We start from the raw sequence: 18,316 nt of genomic DNA on the forward strand, positions 1-18,316 counted from the left end.
TTAGGTTATCGAACTATATCTTCCGACTTTGGGCATTCGACTTCGAACTTTTGTTCTTCTAAATCCCTACTAATTTTTTCCAATTAATTCAAAAACACCGTCAATAAATATATTTTTGTGGCAAAACACATTCAATATGTTTATTAAAAAATCAATTTTAAGTTTAGTTTTATTACTAACGAGTATTATGGCAGCAAAGGCGCAGGTGAAAATTGCTTTTGAGGTTTCTTTTAAAGAACCGCAAGCACATTATGCCGAAGTGCAGATGAATATTTCTGGCTTGGCAAAAGATTATGTTGACGTTAAAATGCCTGTCTGGACTCCTGGTTCTTACTTAGTCCGCGAATTTGAAAAAAGCGTAGAAGAATTTAAGGCAACAGCTGGTGGAAAAACCGCCAGAGTGGAAAAGGTAAGAAAAAATACCTGGAGAATATTTTCGGCAAAAGCAGCCAATATTAAAATCAACTATCGTGTTTATGCATTTGAAATTTCGGTACGTACACCTTTTATTGATGAATCTCATGCATTTTTATCTTCAACAGGGATTTTTATGCATCCAGATGGAATGATAAAATTTCCAAGCACTGTGAAAATTATTCCATTTAATACCTGGAGTAAGGTTTCAACTGGTTTAGAGCCTGTTGCTGGAGAAAAATTCACCTACAAAGCTGCTGATTTTGATATCCTATATGATAGTCCGATTGAGGTTGGAAATCAGGATGTGTTCGAGTTTAATGCAGCTGGTGTTCGCCATGAGGTTGCAATGTACGGCGGTGGTAATTACGATAAAGAGAAATTGAAAGTAGATATGGCCAAAATTGTTGAAGAAATTACAGCAGTTTATGGCGAAAACCCTAACAAACACTATACTTTCATTGTACATAATTTTTTACGTGGAGGCGGTGGTTTAGAGCACTTAAACTCTACTACGCTGGGTGCAAGTAGAAATGCCTACAATACCGAAGCGGGTTATAAAGGATTTTTAGCTTTGGTTGCTCACGAATATCATCACTTGTGGAATGTAAAACGTTTACGTCCGGTAGCTTTAGGCCCATTCGATTACGATAATGAAAACTATACCACCAACCTTTGGGTTGCTGAAGGTTTTACCTCGTATTACGAAAATAAATATATGCACAGGGCTGGTTTTAATGATGATGAAACATTCGTAAAGGATATTGCCTCAGCAATAGGAACAGTAACAAACACGCCAGGAGCGAAGTATCAATCGGCAGCTTCTTCAAGTTACGATGCTTGGGTAATCCAATATCGCCCAAATGAAAATTCTAAAAATAACTCTATTTCATATTACAGTAAAGGTGAGGTAATTGGGATTTTGATGGATTTGGAAATTATCAACGCTACAAAAGGGGCTAAAAGTTTAGATGATGTAATGAAAGCGATGTATTTACAATGCAAAACTTTAAAACGCGGTTATACTGACGCAGAGTTTAAAGCAATGGTTGAAAAAATTTCGGGCATTAGTTTTACAAATTTCTGGGCTAAATATGTTAATGGAGTTGATGATGCCGAATATGTAAGATATTTAGGCTATGCTGGTGTGGATGTAGCGACAGAAAATGCAACACCTAATAAACCTGTTAGTGGTGCAAGCGGACAGCTAACCAATAATGGTACAATTGCTGTTTCTTCAATTACAAGAAATTCTGCAGCATGGATTGCTGGATTGAACGTTAATGATGAAATTATATCTTTAGATGATGTAACCGTAAGTGAAGCTTTGGCTACTGTGAAATTAAGAAGCCCGATGTTATCGTTAGAAACTTTGCCTTTGGTTGCTAAGAAGAATATTGGTGATGTTTTAAAGCTTAAAATAAAACGTGATGGATTAGAGAAAGAAATTTCTTTAACACTTAAAGAAAACCCAAGTGTGCGTTTGAAAGCTACTATCAATGAAAATGCAACGCCAGCTCAAAAAGTGGTGTTCAAAAAATGGACAGGAAAATAATTTCCAATTCCTAAATCAATAAAAAATCCCGCTGGAAATCTTTCCAGCGGGATTTTTTTGCATTAAGCTTTTACTTTGAAGCTTAAAAAGTATATCTAAAGCCTAAGCCGAATCTTCCTGCGTTAAAATCGCTATTTCCATCTCCAAGGTAAAGTCTTGGTCTCCAGTCTAAAGCAATTGCTAAAGGTGCGCCAGCAATTTTATAATCTAAACCAACCATTGGTACTAAATAAAAATTAGAACCCCCATCATAAAGTTGTACTGATGGACCACCACCTAAATACCAATCTAAACCTTTAGCACCAGGAATTGAAGCATTATATTGCAAAAAAGCTTGTAAAGTAGTAGAATTTCCACCAAACAAAACTTCACCTTGTAACGCTGCACTTCTGCTAAAATGATGTCTTACTGAAGGCCCAACAAGAGTAGCACCATCGCCGAAGTCAATACCTAAACCTAAGCCTGTTTTGTAGTTTTGCGCTTTAACACTCGTTGTTGTTAGTGCAAATAAGGCAATGCATCCTAAAATTGTAAATAGCTTTTTCATAATAGATTTTTAAAGTGAATAATGTTTTTCAAATAATTAATCAGCTTAACAACTTTAATGCCGTTTATGTTTTTATGGTAAAAATTTTATTGCTATAAAAAACAATGCTTGCATAGTAATTTTTGATTTCTTAAGTTTATTCCAATATTTTGTGCTTAATAAATTTTCGGCATCATTTACACGGGCAGAATTTTTTCGATTAAAAAACATAAGACTCATGCATCTTTATGTTTGATTTTTTAACTTAACCAAATAATATAAAAAGATATGGCTGCAGAAATTACGAGGGTATTTGATCTATTAAGATATAGCCTAGAAAATCCTAAGCAAGAGTTTATCAACGGAAAAATTAATGGTAAATGGGTTAACTACAGCACTTCAGAATTTTCTGAAACTGTAGACAATTTAAGTCGTGGGTTAATTAAACAAGGAATTACAAAGGGTGGGCGTGTGGCCGTAATGTCGCACAATAGACCAGAATGGAACATTGCCGATTTTGCTGCAAATCAAATCGGTGCATATCAAATCCCGCTTTACCCAACTCTGGCAGAGCATGATATTCAGTTTATTTTAAAAGATGCTGAAATTTCGATTGTGTTTGTATCCGATAAAGATTTATATCAAAAAATTAAACCTTGTGCAGATGCAATTAATCCAGGTATCAAAATATTTAGTTTTAGTGATATTGAAGGAGTTACTTGCTGGAAAACCCTGATCGATGATGGCAAAAATAATCAGGATCTTAATCTAGATGATTATCGGTCGAAAGTTGAGCCTGAAGATATTTTAACACTTATTTACACATCTGGAACAACAGGCACGCCTAAAGGTGTAATGTTAACGCATCATAATTTGGTGGCTAACTTTGTAAATTCATCAGTAGTTATGCCAGAAGGTGTGAATAAGAGCTTAAGCTTTTTGCCGCTTTCGCACATATTTGAGCGCATGATTATTTACTTGTACTTATATAATAGAACAAGTATTTATTATGCCGAAAGCATGGAAACCATTGTTGCGGATATCCAACATGTAAAACCAAATGCATTCTCTACTGTGCCTCGTCTCCTTGAAAAAGTATACGATAAAATCATGGAGAAGGGAAAATCGCTTACTGGAATAAAAAAGGGTATTTTCTTCTGGTCGGTGGCTTTAGCTGAAAAATATACAACGGATGCAAGCGCTTGGTACAATTTCAAGTTAGGGATTGCAAGGAAGTTGGTTTTTAAGAAATGGCAGGAAGCACTTGGCGGAGAAATTGTGGTCATTGTATCGGGTGGCGCCGCATTAAATCCACGATTGGCTCGTATATTCTGGGCTGCCGGAATGCCTGTTTTCGAAGGATATGGATTGACAGAAACTTCTCCGGTGATAACGGTAAACCATTTTGATGGTACCATGTTCGGAACAGTAGGCGAGGTTATTAAAGGTGTTGAAGTTAAAATTGCCCAGGATGGTGAAGTTTTAACCCGAGGACATCAGGTAATGAAAGGTTATTACAATCGACCTGATTTAACAGCGGAAGCCGTGGATAATGATGGCTGGTTTCATACCGGAGATATTGGTGAGCTGGTAAATGGACGGTTTTTAAAAATTACCGATCGTAAAAAGGAAATGTTTAAAACAGCTGGTGGTAAATATATTGCCCCGCAAATGTTGGAAAACAAATATAAAGAATCGATTTTTATTGAACAGATTATGGTTTTAGGGGAAAATAAAAAATTTCCTTCTGCTTTGATTGTTCCCAATTTCGAAACTTTAAAAACCTGGGCAGGCAAAAAAGGGATTACTTTTACCACCAATGAAGAGATTATTAAAAATGATCAGGTTTTAGCCAAATACAACGAAGTTATTGAGGCTGCCAGTGTCGATTTTGGAAAATGGGAACAAGTAAAAAGATTTGCTTTATTGCCAAAAGAATGGAGTATTGATGGAGGTGAATTAACACCCAAATTAAGCTTAAAAAGAAAAGTAATCACCGAGAAAAATACTGTCATTATTGAAAAAATATATAAGGATGCAGAAAACTATAAAGCCCCTAACTAAACTCAAAATAACCTCAACCTTAATTATTTCTGTAATCATATTTGCCAGTTGCGTAAGTAGTCAGCTCGGTAAAAATGATAGTGGAGAATTTAAAAATGGCATGGTTGTAACTGCGCATCCAGAGGCATCAAAAGTTGGAATTGAGATTTTGAAAAAAGGGGGCAATGCTGTTGATGCAGCAGTTGCAGTTCAATTTGCGCTTGCGGTGGTTTATCCAAATGCAGGAAACATTGGCGGCGGAGGTTTTATGGTTTATCGCTCTGCAAAAGGAGAGGTAAATGCATTGGATTTTCGCGAAAAAGCATCTGCGGCAGCAAGTAGAGATATGTATTTAGATGCTGCGGGAAATCCAATTGTAGATAAAAGTTTATATGGACATCTAGCGGCGGGTGTACCGGGATCGGTTGCTGGCATGGTTGAAGCTCATCAGAAATATGGTAAACTTTCGTGGAAACAGGTATTGCAGCCCGCTATAGATTTAGCTGAAAAGGGATTCGAAATTACTAAACGTCAGGCCAGTGAATTAAATGGTTTGCACCGGAGATTGATGGATGTCAACATAAATGGGACCGCTTTAGTTAATTTGGAAAGTACCTGGCAAGAGAAAAGCTTGTTGGTACAAACGGAATTGGCGAATACGTTAAAACTTATTCAACAAAAAGGTAAGGCTGGATTTTATGAAGGCGCTGTTGCCGATTCTATTGTAGCCGAAATGCAACGTGGAAATGGATTAATTACTAAACAAGACTTAAAAAACTATCGTGCAGTATGGCGTAAGCCTATAGTCGGTAATTATCGCGACTATAAAATTATTACGATGCCGCCAACTTCTAGTGGTGGTATAGCGCTTATTCAATTGTTGCAATCAGTGGAGCCTTATCCTTTGAAAAGATGGGGGCATAATGCAGATTCTACTGTACAGGTTGTTGTGGAAGCAGAGAGGAGGGTTTACGCCGATCGTGCTACGCATTTAGGTGATCCGGATTTTTATAAAGTGCCACAGAACACACTGCTGAATATCAATTATAATAAAAAACGAATGACCGATTTTAATTGGGCATCAGCTACTCCAAGTAATCAAATTTTGGCTGGTGTAACCAAAGGAAAGGAAAGCGAAGAAACTACACACTTTTCTATCGTGGATCATGATGGGAATGCAGTTTCGATTACTACAACACTTAACGGATCTTATGGATCTTTGGTTGTAGTGAAAGGTGGTGGCTTTTTGTTAAATAATGAAATGGATGATTTTTCGGTAAAACCAGGCGCACCTAATATGTATGGTTTAGTTGGTGGCGAGGCAAATGCCATTGCACCAAATAAACGAATGTTAAGTTCCATGACTCCAACTATAGTAGAAAAGGATGGGAAACTTTTCATGGTTGTAGGCACACCTGGAGGATCAACCATCATCACGTCTGTTTTTCAAACCATTATTAATGTGATTGATTTTGATATGAACATGCAATCGGCTGTAGCAGCGAAAAAATTTCACCATCAATGGTTGCCTGACGAGGTATATATAGAAAAGGATGCAATAGATAGTTTATCAACAGAAAAACTGAAGGCTAAAGGTTATAAATTGGTATATCGCGGTCCAATTGGTAGGGTAGATGCGATACTGAAAACCAAATTGGGTACACTTCAGGCAGGTGCCGATCCTCGTGGCGATGATACAGCCATTGGATACTAAAAGTTAAAGTGGATAAGTTTTTTGTTTTTACAATATTTTTGGTATAGCAATTGCATAGTGTGAGCAACGCATATCAACGTTATATTTAAAAATATGAAATCACATCTAATCAAATCCCTACCGGTTGTACTAGCCGGGTTATTTGCAGGTACCGTAGCAATGGCACAGGAACCAGCAACATCCACAACACAGTTCAGAACTTGGTCGATTGGCGTAAATGCTGGTGCATTAACTCCGTTATCGCCATTAGGTGGAAAAAATGATTTTAGTAATAACAGAACAAACTTTGGTTATGGTTTGTACATTAAAAAGCAATTTACACCTTACTTTTCTTTGCGTTTAGATGGAGTTAGAGGTAAATTAAAAGGTGATAATACAGAAGCTTTTAAAAGTGGAGTAGTAAATAATTCACCGGTTAGCGCTTTTGAAACTCAACTGGAATATTCTGGAAGTTTAAATGCCGTTGTTAATATGTTTAACATCGATATGTTCCAAAAAGAAAACGCTTTACAATTATATACTTCAGTTGGTGCTGGTTTAGCTGGTTATAAACCAACCATTACAACAGCAGCAGGAACTACTGCATTTGCTGGTGGAAAAACCATTAGAGAATTAATTATTCCGGTTGGTGTTGGTGCTAAATTCAAAGTTTCTGATGGTATTAATATCGATTTAGGTTGGACAATAAACTATGTTGATGCTGATAATTTAGATGGTTTGCATAGAGGTCCATCAAACGATAAATATAACTATGGTTACGCTGGTTTAGAATTTGCTTTAGGAACAGGAAAACAATTGGCCTTCCACAATCCGGTTGCATTAACTTATGATGAAGCTTTGGCCGCAAAAAATGCTGCTAATGCATTAAAATCTGATTTAGATGCTCAAAAAGCTGAAAATGCAAAACTACGTTCAGAAATGAATGACTTGTTAAAAGATACAGATGGCGATGGTGTTGCTGATAAATTGGATAAATGTCCAGGTACTCCAGCAGGAACAGTTGTTGATGGTTCAGGTTGTCCTTTGGTAGCTCCAAAACCTCAGGTAACTGTTATCACTGAAGAAGATCGTAAGGTGGTTAACGAAGCCATCAAAAATTTAGAATTCGATTTAGGAAAAGCTACAATCCGTTCTAAATCTTATGCATCATTAAATAGAGTTGCTGGTTTATTGGTAGAGAAAAACTTCAGCTTAAAATTAGCTGGCCATACAGATAATACAGGTTCTAAAGAATTAAACTTACGTTTATCTAAAGAAAGAGCAGAATCAGTAAAAGCTTATTTAGTTTCTCAAGGTGCAAATGCATCTCGAATTGAAGCTACTGGTTACGGAATGGGTCAACCAATTGCAACAAACAAAACTGCAGCTGGTCGTCAACAAAACCGCCGTGTAGAATTTACTTTATACTAGTAGATTATTAAATATTGTGAAAGCCTCCGATGAAAATCGGAGGCTTTTTTAGTTTACGTTTTTCTGTATACTACTTAAATCGCTATTTCTGAAACCGTAGGATTTTGGAGTATACTTTTGATAGATAATCTTATTGTTCTTGCTATTGTAAATAGTAATCACTTTATCAAATGAATTTTGCGTATAGACAAGATATTTTATATCTGAATCTTTACTTAATATCAACTCATCAAGTTCTTTGGTAGAAACAAATTTAATTTGATATAGGTACTTCTCGTTATTTCCCTCATTTACTTCATTTAAGATGGAATATTGATTGAATTCTTGGTTGAAACTATCTTTGACATATTCAGGAATATATAGCGGCTCATTTTTTAGTTTACTGAGGTTAGATTTATCTGCGGTTTCAAACTCTATGTCAAACTCATTCCTAGAGCGCAATGCTTTATCTAACAAAGTTAGATATGTTGTTAAAAAACCAGGAGACCAATTGTAGAACGTAGAATGCTTATATAGATTGTTAGCAAAAAGCTTGCGTTTGTCAAGTGCCGAAACATAACTATATCCGATATCTTGCATGTATTTCAAGCTATATAGATCAGGATAAAGATTTATAGTCGCTACAATTGGCATGTTTCTTCTAGTAGTTTTTTCTGCACCTAATTTAAGTGCATAGATTATATTTAAAGAATATAATGAATCTGGTTGCTCAACATAGCTGTCAAAATAAAAAAAAGAGTAAGTAGAGTTGTTTTGGTATTTTATTAATTCGTTTGGCTTTACGATTAAGAAAGGTGTGATGGTCCAAGCTTTTTGAATAGCCACGCGATATTGATCGATATTTTCATAGTCACCATATCTCAAAGTGAATATGGTAGTGGTGCTTTTAAACCTAAGAAAATTCTCATCTTTTAAATATGATTTTGCAAAACAAGATACCTGTGCTTTTGTGATGTTTCCAGCAAATGCTATGGCTGAAATGATCAATGCAATTTTTATTCTAGTCATCATTTTATATGCATTAGTATTATCTAATATACAAGTAAAAGCTCAAAAAAATCAAAATCTCTATTGCAATAACAAAATACATTTATTAGCTTTGTTATGCAAGCATAATAAATTAATAAAATGAAACAACAGCAAACAATAGATTATCACGTGAAGTTTGCATGGCAAAACATGTTCAACAAGTATAACCAGATGGCATCCAGCTTTGGTATTACGCAGGCTATTGGATATATGCTGATAAATATTAATGACGAAGAAGGTACCGCCGTTTCAAATCTTGCAGCTTTGCTTGGCGTAAAGGCCACTAGTTTATCTCGCATGTTGAATAATATGGAAGAAGCTAAACTTATTTATCGTGAAGCGTCTGTTGGCGATAAACGTTCGGTGAAGGTTTTTCTAACTGATTTTGGGAAAGAAAAAAAACAGCTTGCCAAAGGTGTTGTTCGAAAATTTAACGAATATCTCGATGAACATTTTTCTAAAAAAGAAAAAGAAGCATTCATTAATCTATTGATAAAACTAAATGATATTACAGTAGCATATACTGTAGATTAAACATTACTTATAATGAAACGAAGCATTAATAAAGTTGCTGTTTTAGGGTCAGGTATTATGGGTTCGCGTATTGCATGCCACTTCGCTAATATTGGTGTAGAGGTTTTGCTTTTAGATATCGCCCCAAAAGAACTGACGCCAGAGGAACAGGCAAAGGGATTAACCTTAGATAAGCCAGCGGTTAAAAACCGAATTGTTGATACCGCACTGCAAACTGCTGTAAAAACAAACCCATCGCCGGTATATTCCAAAAAAGTATTGAATAAAATAAAAACCGGAAACTTCGACGATGATATGTCGAAAATTGCAGGTTTTGATTGGGTGATTGAAGTAGTTGTAGAAAATCTTGACATCAAGAAAAAGGTTTTCGAACAGGTAGAGCAATACCGCAAACCTGGAACTTTAATTACCTCAAATACATCTGGTATTCCGATTCATTTAATGGCTGAAGGTAGGAGTGAAGATTTTAAAGCGCATTTCTGTGGAACGCACTTTTTTAATCCGCCCCGTTATTTGAAATTATTGGAGATAATTCCAACTCCGCACACCCATCCCGAAATCGTTGATTTCTTAATGCATTATGGTGATAAATTTTTAGGTAAAACCACAGTTTTATGTAAGGATACACCTGCGTTTATCGCTAACCGCGTTGGAGTTTATTCTATTATGGCTTTGCTTCATCTGGTTGAAAAATTGGATTTGACAGTTGAAGAAGTTGATAAGTTTACTGGCCCAGCTTTGGGCAGACCAAAATCTGCTACTTTCCGTACTTCGGATGTGGTGGGTTTAGATACCATGATTAAAGTTGCCAAAGGACTTTGCGATAATTGTCCTGAGGATAAAGCACATGATTTATTTAAACTTCCTGAGTATGTTAAAAAAATGGAAGAGAATAAATGGCTGGGCGATAAAACCAAACAGGGTTTCTATAAAAAGACTAAAACAGCCGATGGAAAAACTGAAATTCTAGCGCTTGATTTAAAAACGCTTGAATACAAACCTCAGCAAAAAGTAAAATCGGCTACTTTAGAAATGACCAAGCCTGTTGAAAATCTTCGCGAACGCATGAAGATTTTTGCTAAAGGAAAAGATAAGGCAGGCGAATTATTCCGCCATTCTTCTTTTGGTTTATTTGAATATGTTTCAGATCGGATTCCTGAAATTTCTGATGAATTGTACCGCATTGATGATGCGATGCGAGCAGGCTTCGGTTGGGAATTAGGCCCATTTGAGCTTTGGGATGCTGTTGGTGTTAAAGAAGCCATTGAAGGAATGGAACAATATGGAAATAAAGCTGCGGCTTGGGTTCATGAAATGCTTGATGCCGGACACACTTCATTCTACAAAGTTGAAGGTGGTATTAAGAAGTATTATGATATTCCTTCAAAATCTTACAAAGCTTTACCAGGAACCGATGAGTTTATAATTTTAGATAACATTCGTGAAAATAAAACCCTTTGGAAAAATTCTGGTGTTTCGATTATTGATTTAGGCGATGGCATTCTGAATGTAGAATTCCATACGAAAATGAATACCATTGGCGGTGATGTAATCTCCGGAATTAATAAAGCCATTGATATGGCGGAGAAAGATTATCGTGGTTTGGTTATCGGTAACGATGGTGCAAACTTCTCTGCCGGCGCAAATGTTGGGATGATTTTTATGATGGCGGTAGAGCAGGAGTGGGATGAATTGAACATGGCGATTCGTATGTTCCAGAATACTTCGATGCGCATTCGTTATTCTTCGATTCCAGTTGTTGTTGCGCCGCACAATTTAACTTTAGGTGGTGGCTGCGAATTTAGCTTACACGCCGACCATGTTCAGTTATCAGCAGAAACTTATATGGGTTTAGTTGAGTTTGGTGTTGGTGTTATTCCAGGTGGCGGCGGAACTAAGGAATTTGCTTTGCGTGCTTCTGATGAGTATAAAGACGACCAGATTGTTCAGAATGCTCTGAAAGATCGTTTCTTAACTATCGGAATGGCAAAAGTTTCCACTTCAGGTTATGAAGCTTACGAATTGGGTTATTTGCAAAAAGATAAATTCTCAATTTCGATGAACCGCAACCGTTTATTGGCCGATGCAAAAGCTAAAGCGATAGAATTGGCTGATGCCGGTTATACAAAACCCGTGCAACGTACAGATATTAAAGTATTGGGTAAACAAGGTTTAGGAATTGTTTACGCAGGTGCTAATAGCATGTATGCGGGTCATTTCATTTCTGAGCATGATAAAAAAATCTCTGAAAAATTAGGTTACGTGATGTGTGGCGGCGATTTATCCTCTCCTACAGAAGTAAGTGAACAATATCTATTGGATTTAGAAAGAGAAGCGTTTTTATCGCTTGCTGGAGAGAGAAAATCATTGGAAAGAATTCAATCGATTATTACAAAAGGGAAACCGTTAAGGAATTAATCCGAGTATAGAGATATAAGTATCAAGATATGAGTATCAAATATCAAGATTGGAGCTTGTCTAGCCGTCTAGTAATTGTGAGGCACGAAGCAATCTTAATGTGGTGGATTTTGTAGGAAACAAGCTTAAGTTTTCTAAACCCGATAGAAGTGAATCCCGATTTTTCATCGGGAGAAACGAATAGCGGGACTACCCGAACTGATGAAATGCAGGTTTTGCTTTTCTAAATATTATAAATAAAAATAAAATATTAGCGAATTCAAATTTGAGCCCTGTCTTGATACTTGATACTCGCTACTAAATACTAAAACAATGGAAGCATACATTATAGCCGGATATCGTACAGCAGTGGGCAAGGCGCCCCGTGGCGTATTCCGTTTTACGAGAGCTGATGATTTGGCTGCGGAAGTGATTAGGGCTTTGGTGGCCTCGGTTCCGAATTTAGATAAAGAACAAATTGACGATGTAATTGTGGGTAATGCTACGCCAGAAGCTGAACAAGGCTTAAATATTGCTCGTATGATTTCGCTGATGGGCCTGGATACGGATAAAGTTCCAGGGGTTACGGTGAACCGTTATTGCGCATCGGGTTTGGATACAATTGCGACTGCCGTTGCGAAAATTAAGGCTGGAATGGCCGATTGTATCATCGCAGGTGGTGTAGAAGTAATGAGCGGAATGCCTTTCGGAGGTTGGAAATTGGTGCCGAATGCTGAGGTTGCCAAAAACAATCCGGATTGGTATTGGGGAATGGGTTTAACCGCTGAAGCTGTTGCCAAAGAATACAACGTAAGCCGTGAAGACCAGGATGCATTTTCTTTGAAATCTCACGAAAAAGCAATTCATGCGATTAAAAACGGTCATTTAAAAGATGGTGTTCTGCCAATTACTGTAAACGAAAATTACCTTGATGAGAACCTGAAAAAGAAAACGCGTTCTTATCTGGTGGATACAGATGAAGGTCCGCGAGCGGATACAACTTTAGAAAAACTGGCAAAACTGAAACCTGTTTTCGATGCGGTTGGAAGTGTTACAGCTGGTAATTCATCGCAAACATCTGATGGTGCGGCATTCGTTTTGGTGGTTTCTGAAAAGAAAATGAAAGAACTGAATGCAGAGCCTATTGCAAGATTGGTGAGTTATGGTGTGGCTGGTGTTCCGCCAAGAATTATGGGAATAGGTCCGATTGAAGCCATTCCGAAAGCGTTAAAACAAGCGGGTTTAAGGCAAGATGATATTGATCTAATTGAGTTGAATGAAGCTTTTGCATCGCAATCGTTAGCGATTATCAGAACGTTGGATTTGAATCCTGATATTATTAATGTGAATGGTGGAGCAATTGCACTGGGTCATCCGCTGGGTTGTACAGGTGCAAAACTTTCGGTGCAAATGCTAAACGAATTGAAAAGACAGAATAAAAAATACGGAATGGTTACGATGTGCGTAGGTACTGGACAAGGTGCTGCAGGGATTTTTGAGATGTTTTAAGAGTAAGGACTAAGGAGCAAAGAACAAAGATAATTAGCATAACCTAGATGCATAATTTTAGACAGTTGCAGATTTGGAATGAAGCGATGCAGATAGCTAAAAACAGCTATTTGATATTGAGTAATTTGCCTCCATCTGAAAAATTCGGCTTGATGTCTCAGATTTCAAGATGCGCCGTTTCTGTTTCTTCCAATATTGCGGAAGGCTCGTCAAGGTCCTCAAATAAAGAATTTGCACATTTTTTATCTATTTCCTTAGGTTCTTTGTTTGAGTTGGAAACCCAACTGTTACTATCTAAAGAACTCGGTTTCATAAAAGATGATTTAGGAAATCTTTTCAATTCCATTATCCATTTACAAAAAAAGATATCAACCTTTAAAAAGACACTTCTATAAAATAAAATATTTGATTGAGGCACATCGTCATTATTCTTTGTTCCTTAATCCTTAATCATTACAGCAATGGAAACAACTGAAAAAAAAACAATTAAAGGCGGCGAATTCTTAATTAAAGAAACTGCTTACCAGGATGTATTTATTCCTGAAGAATTTGATGAAGAGCAACAAATGATTGCGCAAACTTGTCGTGATTTTTTGGAAGCAGAGGTTTATCCAAACTTAGATAAAATTGATAAACAGGAAGACCCTGAGTTAATGCCAATGCTTTTAACCAAAGCTGGTGAATTAGGAATTCTTGGGGTTTCTGTGCCAGAAGAGTACGGAGGTTTTGGTAAAAACTTCAACACGTCGATGTTGGTTGCTGATGTGGTTGGTGCTGGTCACTCTTTTGCAGTGGCACTATCTGCACATACAGGAATTGGAACCTTGCCAATTCTGTACTACGGTAACGAAGATCAAAAAGCAAAATACATCCCAAAATTAGGTTCTGGTGAATGGAAAGCTGCTTATTGCTTAACAGAACCAAATTCAGGTTCGGATGCAAATTCAGGAAAAACCAAAGCAGTCTTAAGCGCTGATGGAAAACATTACATCATCAACGGTCAAAAAATGTGGATTACCAACGGTGGTTTCGCAGATATTTTTATCGTTTTTGCAAAAATTGATGATGATAAAAACCTAACTGCCTTTATTGTAGAGAAAGATTTTGGTGGCATTACCATGAATCCTGAAGAGCACAAAATGGGTATTAAAGGTTCATCAACCCGTCAGGTTTTCTTTAACGATTGCGAAGTTCCGGTTGAAAATATGTTAAGTGATAGAGAAAATGGTTTCAAAATCGCCGTTAACATTTTAAATATCGGTCGTATAAAATTATCGGCAGCGGCAATTGGTGCATCAAAAGCAACCTTAAGTACAGCGATTAATTATTCAAATGAGCGTAGCCAGTTCGGTCGCCCGATTTCAAAATATGGTGCCATTCGCTTCAAAATTGCTGAAATTGCCTCTAAGCTTTATGCAGTTGATGCAGCGAATTATCGTGCCGGGCAAAATATAGATGATACTTATGACCAGTTGGTTGCAGGTGGAATGGAATCTGGCAAAGCGAGATTAAAATCTGTAGAACAATTTGCTGTTGAATGTGCGATTTTGAAAGTTTGGGGTTCTGAAGCATTAGATTATACAGTTGATGAAGGTGTTCAAATTTATGGTGGGATGGGTTTTAGTGCCGATGCACCAATGGATAGAGCTTATCGTGATGCCCGTATCAACAGAATTTTCGAGGGAACGAATGAAATTAACCGTTTGTTAACCGTTGATATGATGCTGAAACGTGCCATGAAAGGCGAACTGGATTTAATGGGGCCTGCAACTGCTGTTGCTGCTGAATTAATGAGCATTCCTGATTTTGGCGAAGAAGACACTACATTATTTGCTGCGGAGAAAAAAGTTTTAGCGAATCTTAAAAAAGCAACATTAATGGTTGCTGGTGCGGCAGTTCAAAAGTTAATGATGACTTTGAGCAAAGAGCAAGAGATTTTAATGAACATCGCCGATATGGCCAGTTATGTTTATGTGTTTGAATCGGCCTTATTGAGAACAGAAAAATTAGCTGCTACAAAAGGTGAAACTGCTATTGCTGGTCAGCTGGATCTATTAAGAATTTACATGGTTGAAGCGGTTGATGGTGTAGCTAAAGCAGGTAAAGAAGCACTTTGGGCTTTTGCCGAAGGCGATGAGCAACGCATGATGTTGGTGGGTTTACGTAGATTTACTAAAGTAGAGCCATTTAATGTGAAAGACGCTCGTCAAAGAGTTGCACAGCAATTGATTGAGGCGAATAAATATATTTTTTAAGGTAGAAGGTTGAGGGTTTAAAGGTTGAGGGTTTGGGTTTGTAGCTCAAACTCTCAACCTTTTTTTGTTAGTAACGATATAATTTTCTTCAAACAATTCAAGCCTTGTACCTTTAACCTTACTACCTTTAACGTTTCTTGAATGTTAAATTTGGTTAAAAATTGTAGCATCCGTATTAAAAGCTTATTTTTGCGGATGATGCTAAAATTCAAGTATATATTATTATTGCTCTGTGTTATAGGTTTATTTGCGGCCTGTAAAAAAACTGATGAAGGTGAGGCTTACGATCCAACTCCTCAATTTAAAGCAGATACTGCCGCCATTGGCGCTTTTGTTAAAGCAAATAATATCCAAGGAGTAAAAGATCCTTCAGGAATATTTTACCAAATTATCGAACCTGGAGCAGGTACTATTACTTATACCACTGCTACGCAAATTACTTCAAATTATGAAGGTAAGTTGCTAAATGGAACTGTTTTCGACAGTACAAAAGGAACTCCTATAAAATTTTCGTTAGGTGGCGTTATTTCAGGATGGCAATTCGGCATTCCTAAAATACAAAAGGGAGGAAGAATCAGATTAATTATTCCATCCTATTATGCTTACGGAACAAGGTCTCCATCATCATTAGTTCCAGCAAATTCTATCCTCGATTTCAACATAACACTTACAGACGTTACAAACTAAATGAATAAATTTACCAAACTTAGCCTGTTCACTTTATTAGTAGTCACCGTTCTCTTTTCTGCTTGTAAAAAAGAGTATGAAACTATACAGACTACAGATAATGCAATAATAGCTTCATATATCTCTAAAAATAATTTAACATCATCTATGATTCCTGATCCAGATAAATCAGGTTTTTATTATCAGGTAACTTCACCAGGAACTGGTAACAATTTTAAAAATCCAGATTCTGTTTTGTACAATTTAACAGTAAAGTCTTTATCTAGCGGAGCTACTTATTTACAATCGCCTTTATTAGGAAACTTAGCTACTTTCGTTGGATATACAAATCAATTTTATAATTCTTCATTAGCTACCTCAACTAATTCTGGAGCTTACGATTTTCCTGCCATTCGTGCTGCAATACTTTCGCTTAAACCAGGTGGTGTAGCAAGAATATTAATGCCATCATATTTAGCCTTCGGTAGAAATGGCGCAGGAAATATCCCATCAAATGAAGTGATCGACTTGATAGTTACAACTTATCCGTACCAAAAGCAAGCTTTGCTTGATGATAATAGAATCACCACATTTTTAACATCTAAAGGACTTACTGCAACCAAAGATCCTAGTGGTATTTATTATATCGTAAATACTTTAGGTACTGGAGAAGTAGTAAATGGTGTCGAAAGTACAGTGAATATCAAATACACAGGTCGTACATTAGATGGTGCAGTTTTTGATTCCAATGCTGATGGTTACTCTGCAGTTTTATCTCAACTTATTCTTGGATGGCGAGTTATGGTTCCAAAATTTAAGGTAGGAACTAAATTTAGGATGTTTATTCCTTCGGCTTATGCTTATGGAAGCGGAGGAAATGGTGGAAGTATTCCACAAAATACACCTATAGAGTTTGATTTAGAAATTGTTAGCGTTACCAATTAAGATAACGCTTCTTTAAAAACTTTAAGCACTCTGTCACGTGCGAATGTATGCTCAACTATTGGTTGGGCATATTTTTTTGTCCCATATTCTGGTATCCATTTCTTAATATATTCCATTTTTGAATCGAATCTTTTCATCTGAAGTTCGGGATTAAATACCCTGAAATATGGTGCCGCATCATTTCCTGACCCCGCAGCCCATTGCCATCCACCAACATTGCTGGCCATTTCATAATCCAATAACTTTTCAGCAAAATATGTTTCGCCCCAGCGCCAATCAATCAGCAAGTGTTTTGATAAAAAACTGGCTACAACCATTCTCACCCGGTTATGCATCCAACCTATTTCATTCAGTTGTCTCATTCCTGCATCAACAAGAGGATAACCCGTATTTCCTTCACACCAGGCTTTAAATTCCTGCTCATTGTTGCGCCATTTAATTTTATCGTACTGTTTTTTAAATGAATCAAAAGCAGCATAAGGAAAATGCCAAAGTATCATCATGTAAAATTCCCTCCATGCCAATTCCGAAAGCCACACGCTAGATTTTGCGTCAATAGCATCTTTTGCTGCCTGGCGAATGCTTAAAGTGCCGAATCTTAAATGCAATCCAATTCTGGTGGTGCTATTTAATGCTGGAAAATCTCGCTCTTTAGCATAATCGTCCAATTTATTTTTATAGCTAATTTTGGGGAAATCAAGTTTGCTTTTTTCGAAACCCATATCCTTTAACGCGGGTAGCGACAAAGATTTGGTTTGATACAAATTTTTAAAATACTTTTTCGTGGGGTAAGCTTTTATGTAAAAATCATTAAGCTTAGCATGCCACTGTTTAAAAAAAGGCGTAAATACGGTATAGGGTGTTTTATCTGCTTTTAAAATTTCATCCTTTTCAAAAATCACTTGATCCTTAAAAGTTTTGAAAGCAATTTTTTCACTGTTTAAAAATTCGACCATGCTATCATCGCGTTCACGGGCGTAAGGCTCATAATCATGGTTGGTGTAAACCTGCTCAACTGAATACTCTTTTAAAATCTCTGGCCAAACTTTTTCAGGTTTACCATATTTTACCAATAAATCTGATCCGTGTTTTTGAAGTTCCTTTTTTAAATCCTGAATGGTTTCGTAAATAAAAGTTACGCGGGCATCATCCTTAGGAAGTTTATCTAAAATATTCTGATCAAAAATAAATAATGGAAGTACAGATTCGCCATTGTTTAAGGCATGATAAAGGCCTGCATTATCTTCCAACCGCAAATCGCGTCGGAACCAAAAAATGTTCAAAGGTTTATTCATATAAAAGAATATCGGTTTGACTTT

Annotated in this window: 14 protein-coding genes; 11 read left to right on the plus strand and 3 right to left on the minus strand. The window is 36.7% G+C overall.

Translation table 11 applies throughout. From position 1 onward, the window contains the following. Positions 1-136: 136 nt before the first annotated feature. Positions 137-1,969: a M61 family metallopeptidase gene (locus LUA91_RS18000; protein WP_231427496.1), complete on the plus strand. Its 1,833-nt coding sequence runs from the start codon at positions 137-139 to the stop codon at positions 1,967-1,969. Between the two features lie 82 nt (positions 1,970-2,051). Here LUA91_RS18000 and LUA91_RS18005 read toward each other — a convergent pair whose 3' ends face one another. Further along, positions 2,052-2,516 (minus strand): hypothetical protein, encoded by a 465-nt coding sequence (locus tag LUA91_RS18005; RefSeq protein WP_231427497.1) that lies wholly within the window; start codon positions 2,514-2,516, stop codon positions 2,052-2,054. Between the two features lie 267 nt (positions 2,517-2,783). Between LUA91_RS18005 and LUA91_RS18010 the strand changes: the two genes are divergently transcribed. The 3 genes from LUA91_RS18010 to LUA91_RS18020 all read left to right on the plus strand — a co-directional run bounded on the left by LUA91_RS18010 (position 2,784) and on the right by LUA91_RS18020 (position 7,662). Next, positions 2,784-4,559 (plus strand): long-chain fatty acid--CoA ligase, encoded by a 1,776-nt coding sequence (locus tag LUA91_RS18010; protein WP_231427498.1) that lies wholly within the window; start codon positions 2,784-2,786, stop codon positions 4,557-4,559. Further along, positions 4,531-6,252: a gamma-glutamyltransferase gene (ggt, locus tag LUA91_RS18015; RefSeq protein WP_231427499.1), complete on the plus strand. Its 1,722-nt coding sequence runs from the start codon at positions 4,531-4,533 to the stop codon at positions 6,250-6,252. Before LUA91_RS18010 ends, ggt begins: the two co-directional genes overlap by 29 nt. A gap of 93 nt (positions 6,253-6,345) precedes the next feature. Beyond that, complete coding sequence (locus LUA91_RS18020; RefSeq protein WP_231427500.1) at positions 6,346-7,662, plus strand: OmpA family protein; 1,317 nt, start codon at positions 6,346-6,348, stop codon at positions 7,660-7,662. A gap of 48 nt (positions 7,663-7,710) precedes the next feature. Here LUA91_RS18020 and LUA91_RS18025 read toward each other — a convergent pair whose 3' ends face one another. Continuing rightward, positions 7,711-8,673 carry a hypothetical protein gene (locus LUA91_RS18025; RefSeq protein ID WP_231427501.1) on the minus strand — a complete coding sequence of 321 codons (963 nt, stop codon included), beginning with the start codon at positions 8,671-8,673 and terminating at the stop codon, positions 7,711-7,713. Between the two features lie 117 nt (positions 8,674-8,790). On the opposite strand from LUA91_RS18025, the gene LUA91_RS18030 reads away from it, so the two are divergent. The 7 genes from LUA91_RS18030 (at position 8,791) to LUA91_RS18060 (ending at position 16,997) form a co-directional block, all read left to right on the plus strand. After that, complete coding sequence (locus LUA91_RS18030; protein WP_231427502.1) at positions 8,791-9,225, plus strand: MarR family winged helix-turn-helix transcriptional regulator; 435 nt, start codon at positions 8,791-8,793, stop codon at positions 9,223-9,225. Between the two features lie 12 nt (positions 9,226-9,237). Then, positions 9,238-11,643 carry a 3-hydroxyacyl-CoA dehydrogenase/enoyl-CoA hydratase family protein gene (locus LUA91_RS18035; RefSeq protein ID WP_231427503.1) on the plus strand — a complete coding sequence of 802 codons (2,406 nt, stop codon included), beginning with the start codon at positions 9,238-9,240 and terminating at the stop codon, positions 11,641-11,643. Positions 11,644-11,955: 312 nt separating this feature from the next. Next, on the plus strand, positions 11,956-13,131 hold the full coding sequence (locus LUA91_RS18040; RefSeq protein ID WP_231427504.1) for an acetyl-CoA C-acyltransferase: 1,176 nt from the start codon (positions 11,956-11,958) through the stop codon (positions 13,129-13,131). 47 nt (positions 13,132-13,178) lie between these two features. Further along, on the plus strand, positions 13,179-13,526 hold the full coding sequence (locus LUA91_RS18045; RefSeq protein ID WP_255717829.1) for a four helix bundle protein: 348 nt from the start codon (positions 13,179-13,181) through the stop codon (positions 13,524-13,526). Positions 13,527-13,592: 66 nt separating this feature from the next. Then, positions 13,593-15,386 (plus strand): acyl-CoA dehydrogenase family protein, encoded by a 1,794-nt coding sequence (locus LUA91_RS18050; protein ID WP_231427505.1) that lies wholly within the window; start codon positions 13,593-13,595, stop codon positions 15,384-15,386. Positions 15,387-15,581: 195 nt separating this feature from the next. Further along, positions 15,582-16,073: an FKBP-type peptidyl-prolyl cis-trans isomerase gene (locus LUA91_RS18055; RefSeq protein WP_231427506.1), complete on the plus strand. Its 492-nt coding sequence runs from the start codon at positions 15,582-15,584 to the stop codon at positions 16,071-16,073. Then, positions 16,074-16,997, plus strand: a complete 924-nt coding sequence (locus tag LUA91_RS18060) for an FKBP-type peptidyl-prolyl cis-trans isomerase (RefSeq protein ID WP_231427507.1) — start codon at positions 16,074-16,076, stop codon at positions 16,995-16,997. Here LUA91_RS18060 and LUA91_RS18065 read toward each other — a convergent pair. Continuing rightward, positions 16,994-18,292: a deoxyribodipyrimidine photo-lyase gene (locus LUA91_RS18065; protein WP_231427508.1), complete on the minus strand. Its 1,299-nt coding sequence runs from the start codon at positions 18,290-18,292 to the stop codon at positions 16,994-16,996. The genes LUA91_RS18060 and LUA91_RS18065 overlap by 4 nt on opposite strands. Positions 18,293-18,316: the final 24 nt, after the last annotated feature.

Origin of the sequence: Pedobacter sp. Leaf250 (assembly GCF_920984735.1) — a bacterium.
Taxonomy (GTDB): Bacteria; Bacteroidota; Bacteroidia; order Sphingobacteriales; family Sphingobacteriaceae; genus Pedobacter.

What these genes read in the sequence shown, in the direction of transcription:
- LUA91_RS18000 (WP_231427496.1), top strand. Translation starts at nt 137, where the DNA reads ATGTTTATTAAAAAATCAATTTTAAGTTTAGTTTTATTACTAACGAGT.
- LUA91_RS18005 (WP_231427497.1), bottom strand. Translation starts at nt 2,516, where the DNA reads ATGAAAAAGCTATTTACAATTTTAGGATGCATTGCCTTATTTGCACTA.
- LUA91_RS18010 (WP_231427498.1), top strand. Translation starts at nt 2,784, where the DNA reads ATGGCTGCAGAAATTACGAGGGTATTTGATCTATTAAGATATAGCCTA.
- ggt (WP_231427499.1), top strand. Translation starts at nt 4,531, where the DNA reads ATGCAGAAAACTATAAAGCCCCTAACTAAACTCAAAATAACCTCAACC.
- LUA91_RS18020 (WP_231427500.1), top strand. Translation starts at nt 6,346, where the DNA reads ATGAAATCACATCTAATCAAATCCCTACCGGTTGTACTAGCCGGGTTA.
- LUA91_RS18025 (WP_231427501.1), bottom strand. Translation starts at nt 8,673, where the DNA reads ATGATGACTAGAATAAAAATTGCATTGATCATTTCAGCCATAGCATTT.
- LUA91_RS18030 (WP_231427502.1), top strand. Translation starts at nt 8,791, where the DNA reads ATGAAACAACAGCAAACAATAGATTATCACGTGAAGTTTGCATGGCAA.
- LUA91_RS18035 (WP_231427503.1), top strand. Translation starts at nt 9,238, where the DNA reads ATGAAACGAAGCATTAATAAAGTTGCTGTTTTAGGGTCAGGTATTATG.
- LUA91_RS18040 (WP_231427504.1), top strand. Translation starts at nt 11,956, where the DNA reads ATGGAAGCATACATTATAGCCGGATATCGTACAGCAGTGGGCAAGGCG.
- LUA91_RS18045 (WP_255717829.1), top strand. Translation starts at nt 13,179, where the DNA reads ATGCATAATTTTAGACAGTTGCAGATTTGGAATGAAGCGATGCAGATA.
- LUA91_RS18050 (WP_231427505.1), top strand. Translation starts at nt 13,593, where the DNA reads ATGGAAACAACTGAAAAAAAAACAATTAAAGGCGGCGAATTCTTAATT.
- LUA91_RS18055 (WP_231427506.1), top strand. Translation starts at nt 15,582, where the DNA reads ATGATGCTAAAATTCAAGTATATATTATTATTGCTCTGTGTTATAGGT.
- LUA91_RS18060 (WP_231427507.1), top strand. Translation starts at nt 16,074, where the DNA reads ATGAATAAATTTACCAAACTTAGCCTGTTCACTTTATTAGTAGTCACC.
- LUA91_RS18065 (WP_231427508.1), bottom strand. Translation starts at nt 18,292, where the DNA reads ATGAATAAACCTTTGAACATTTTTTGGTTCCGACGCGATTTGCGGTTG.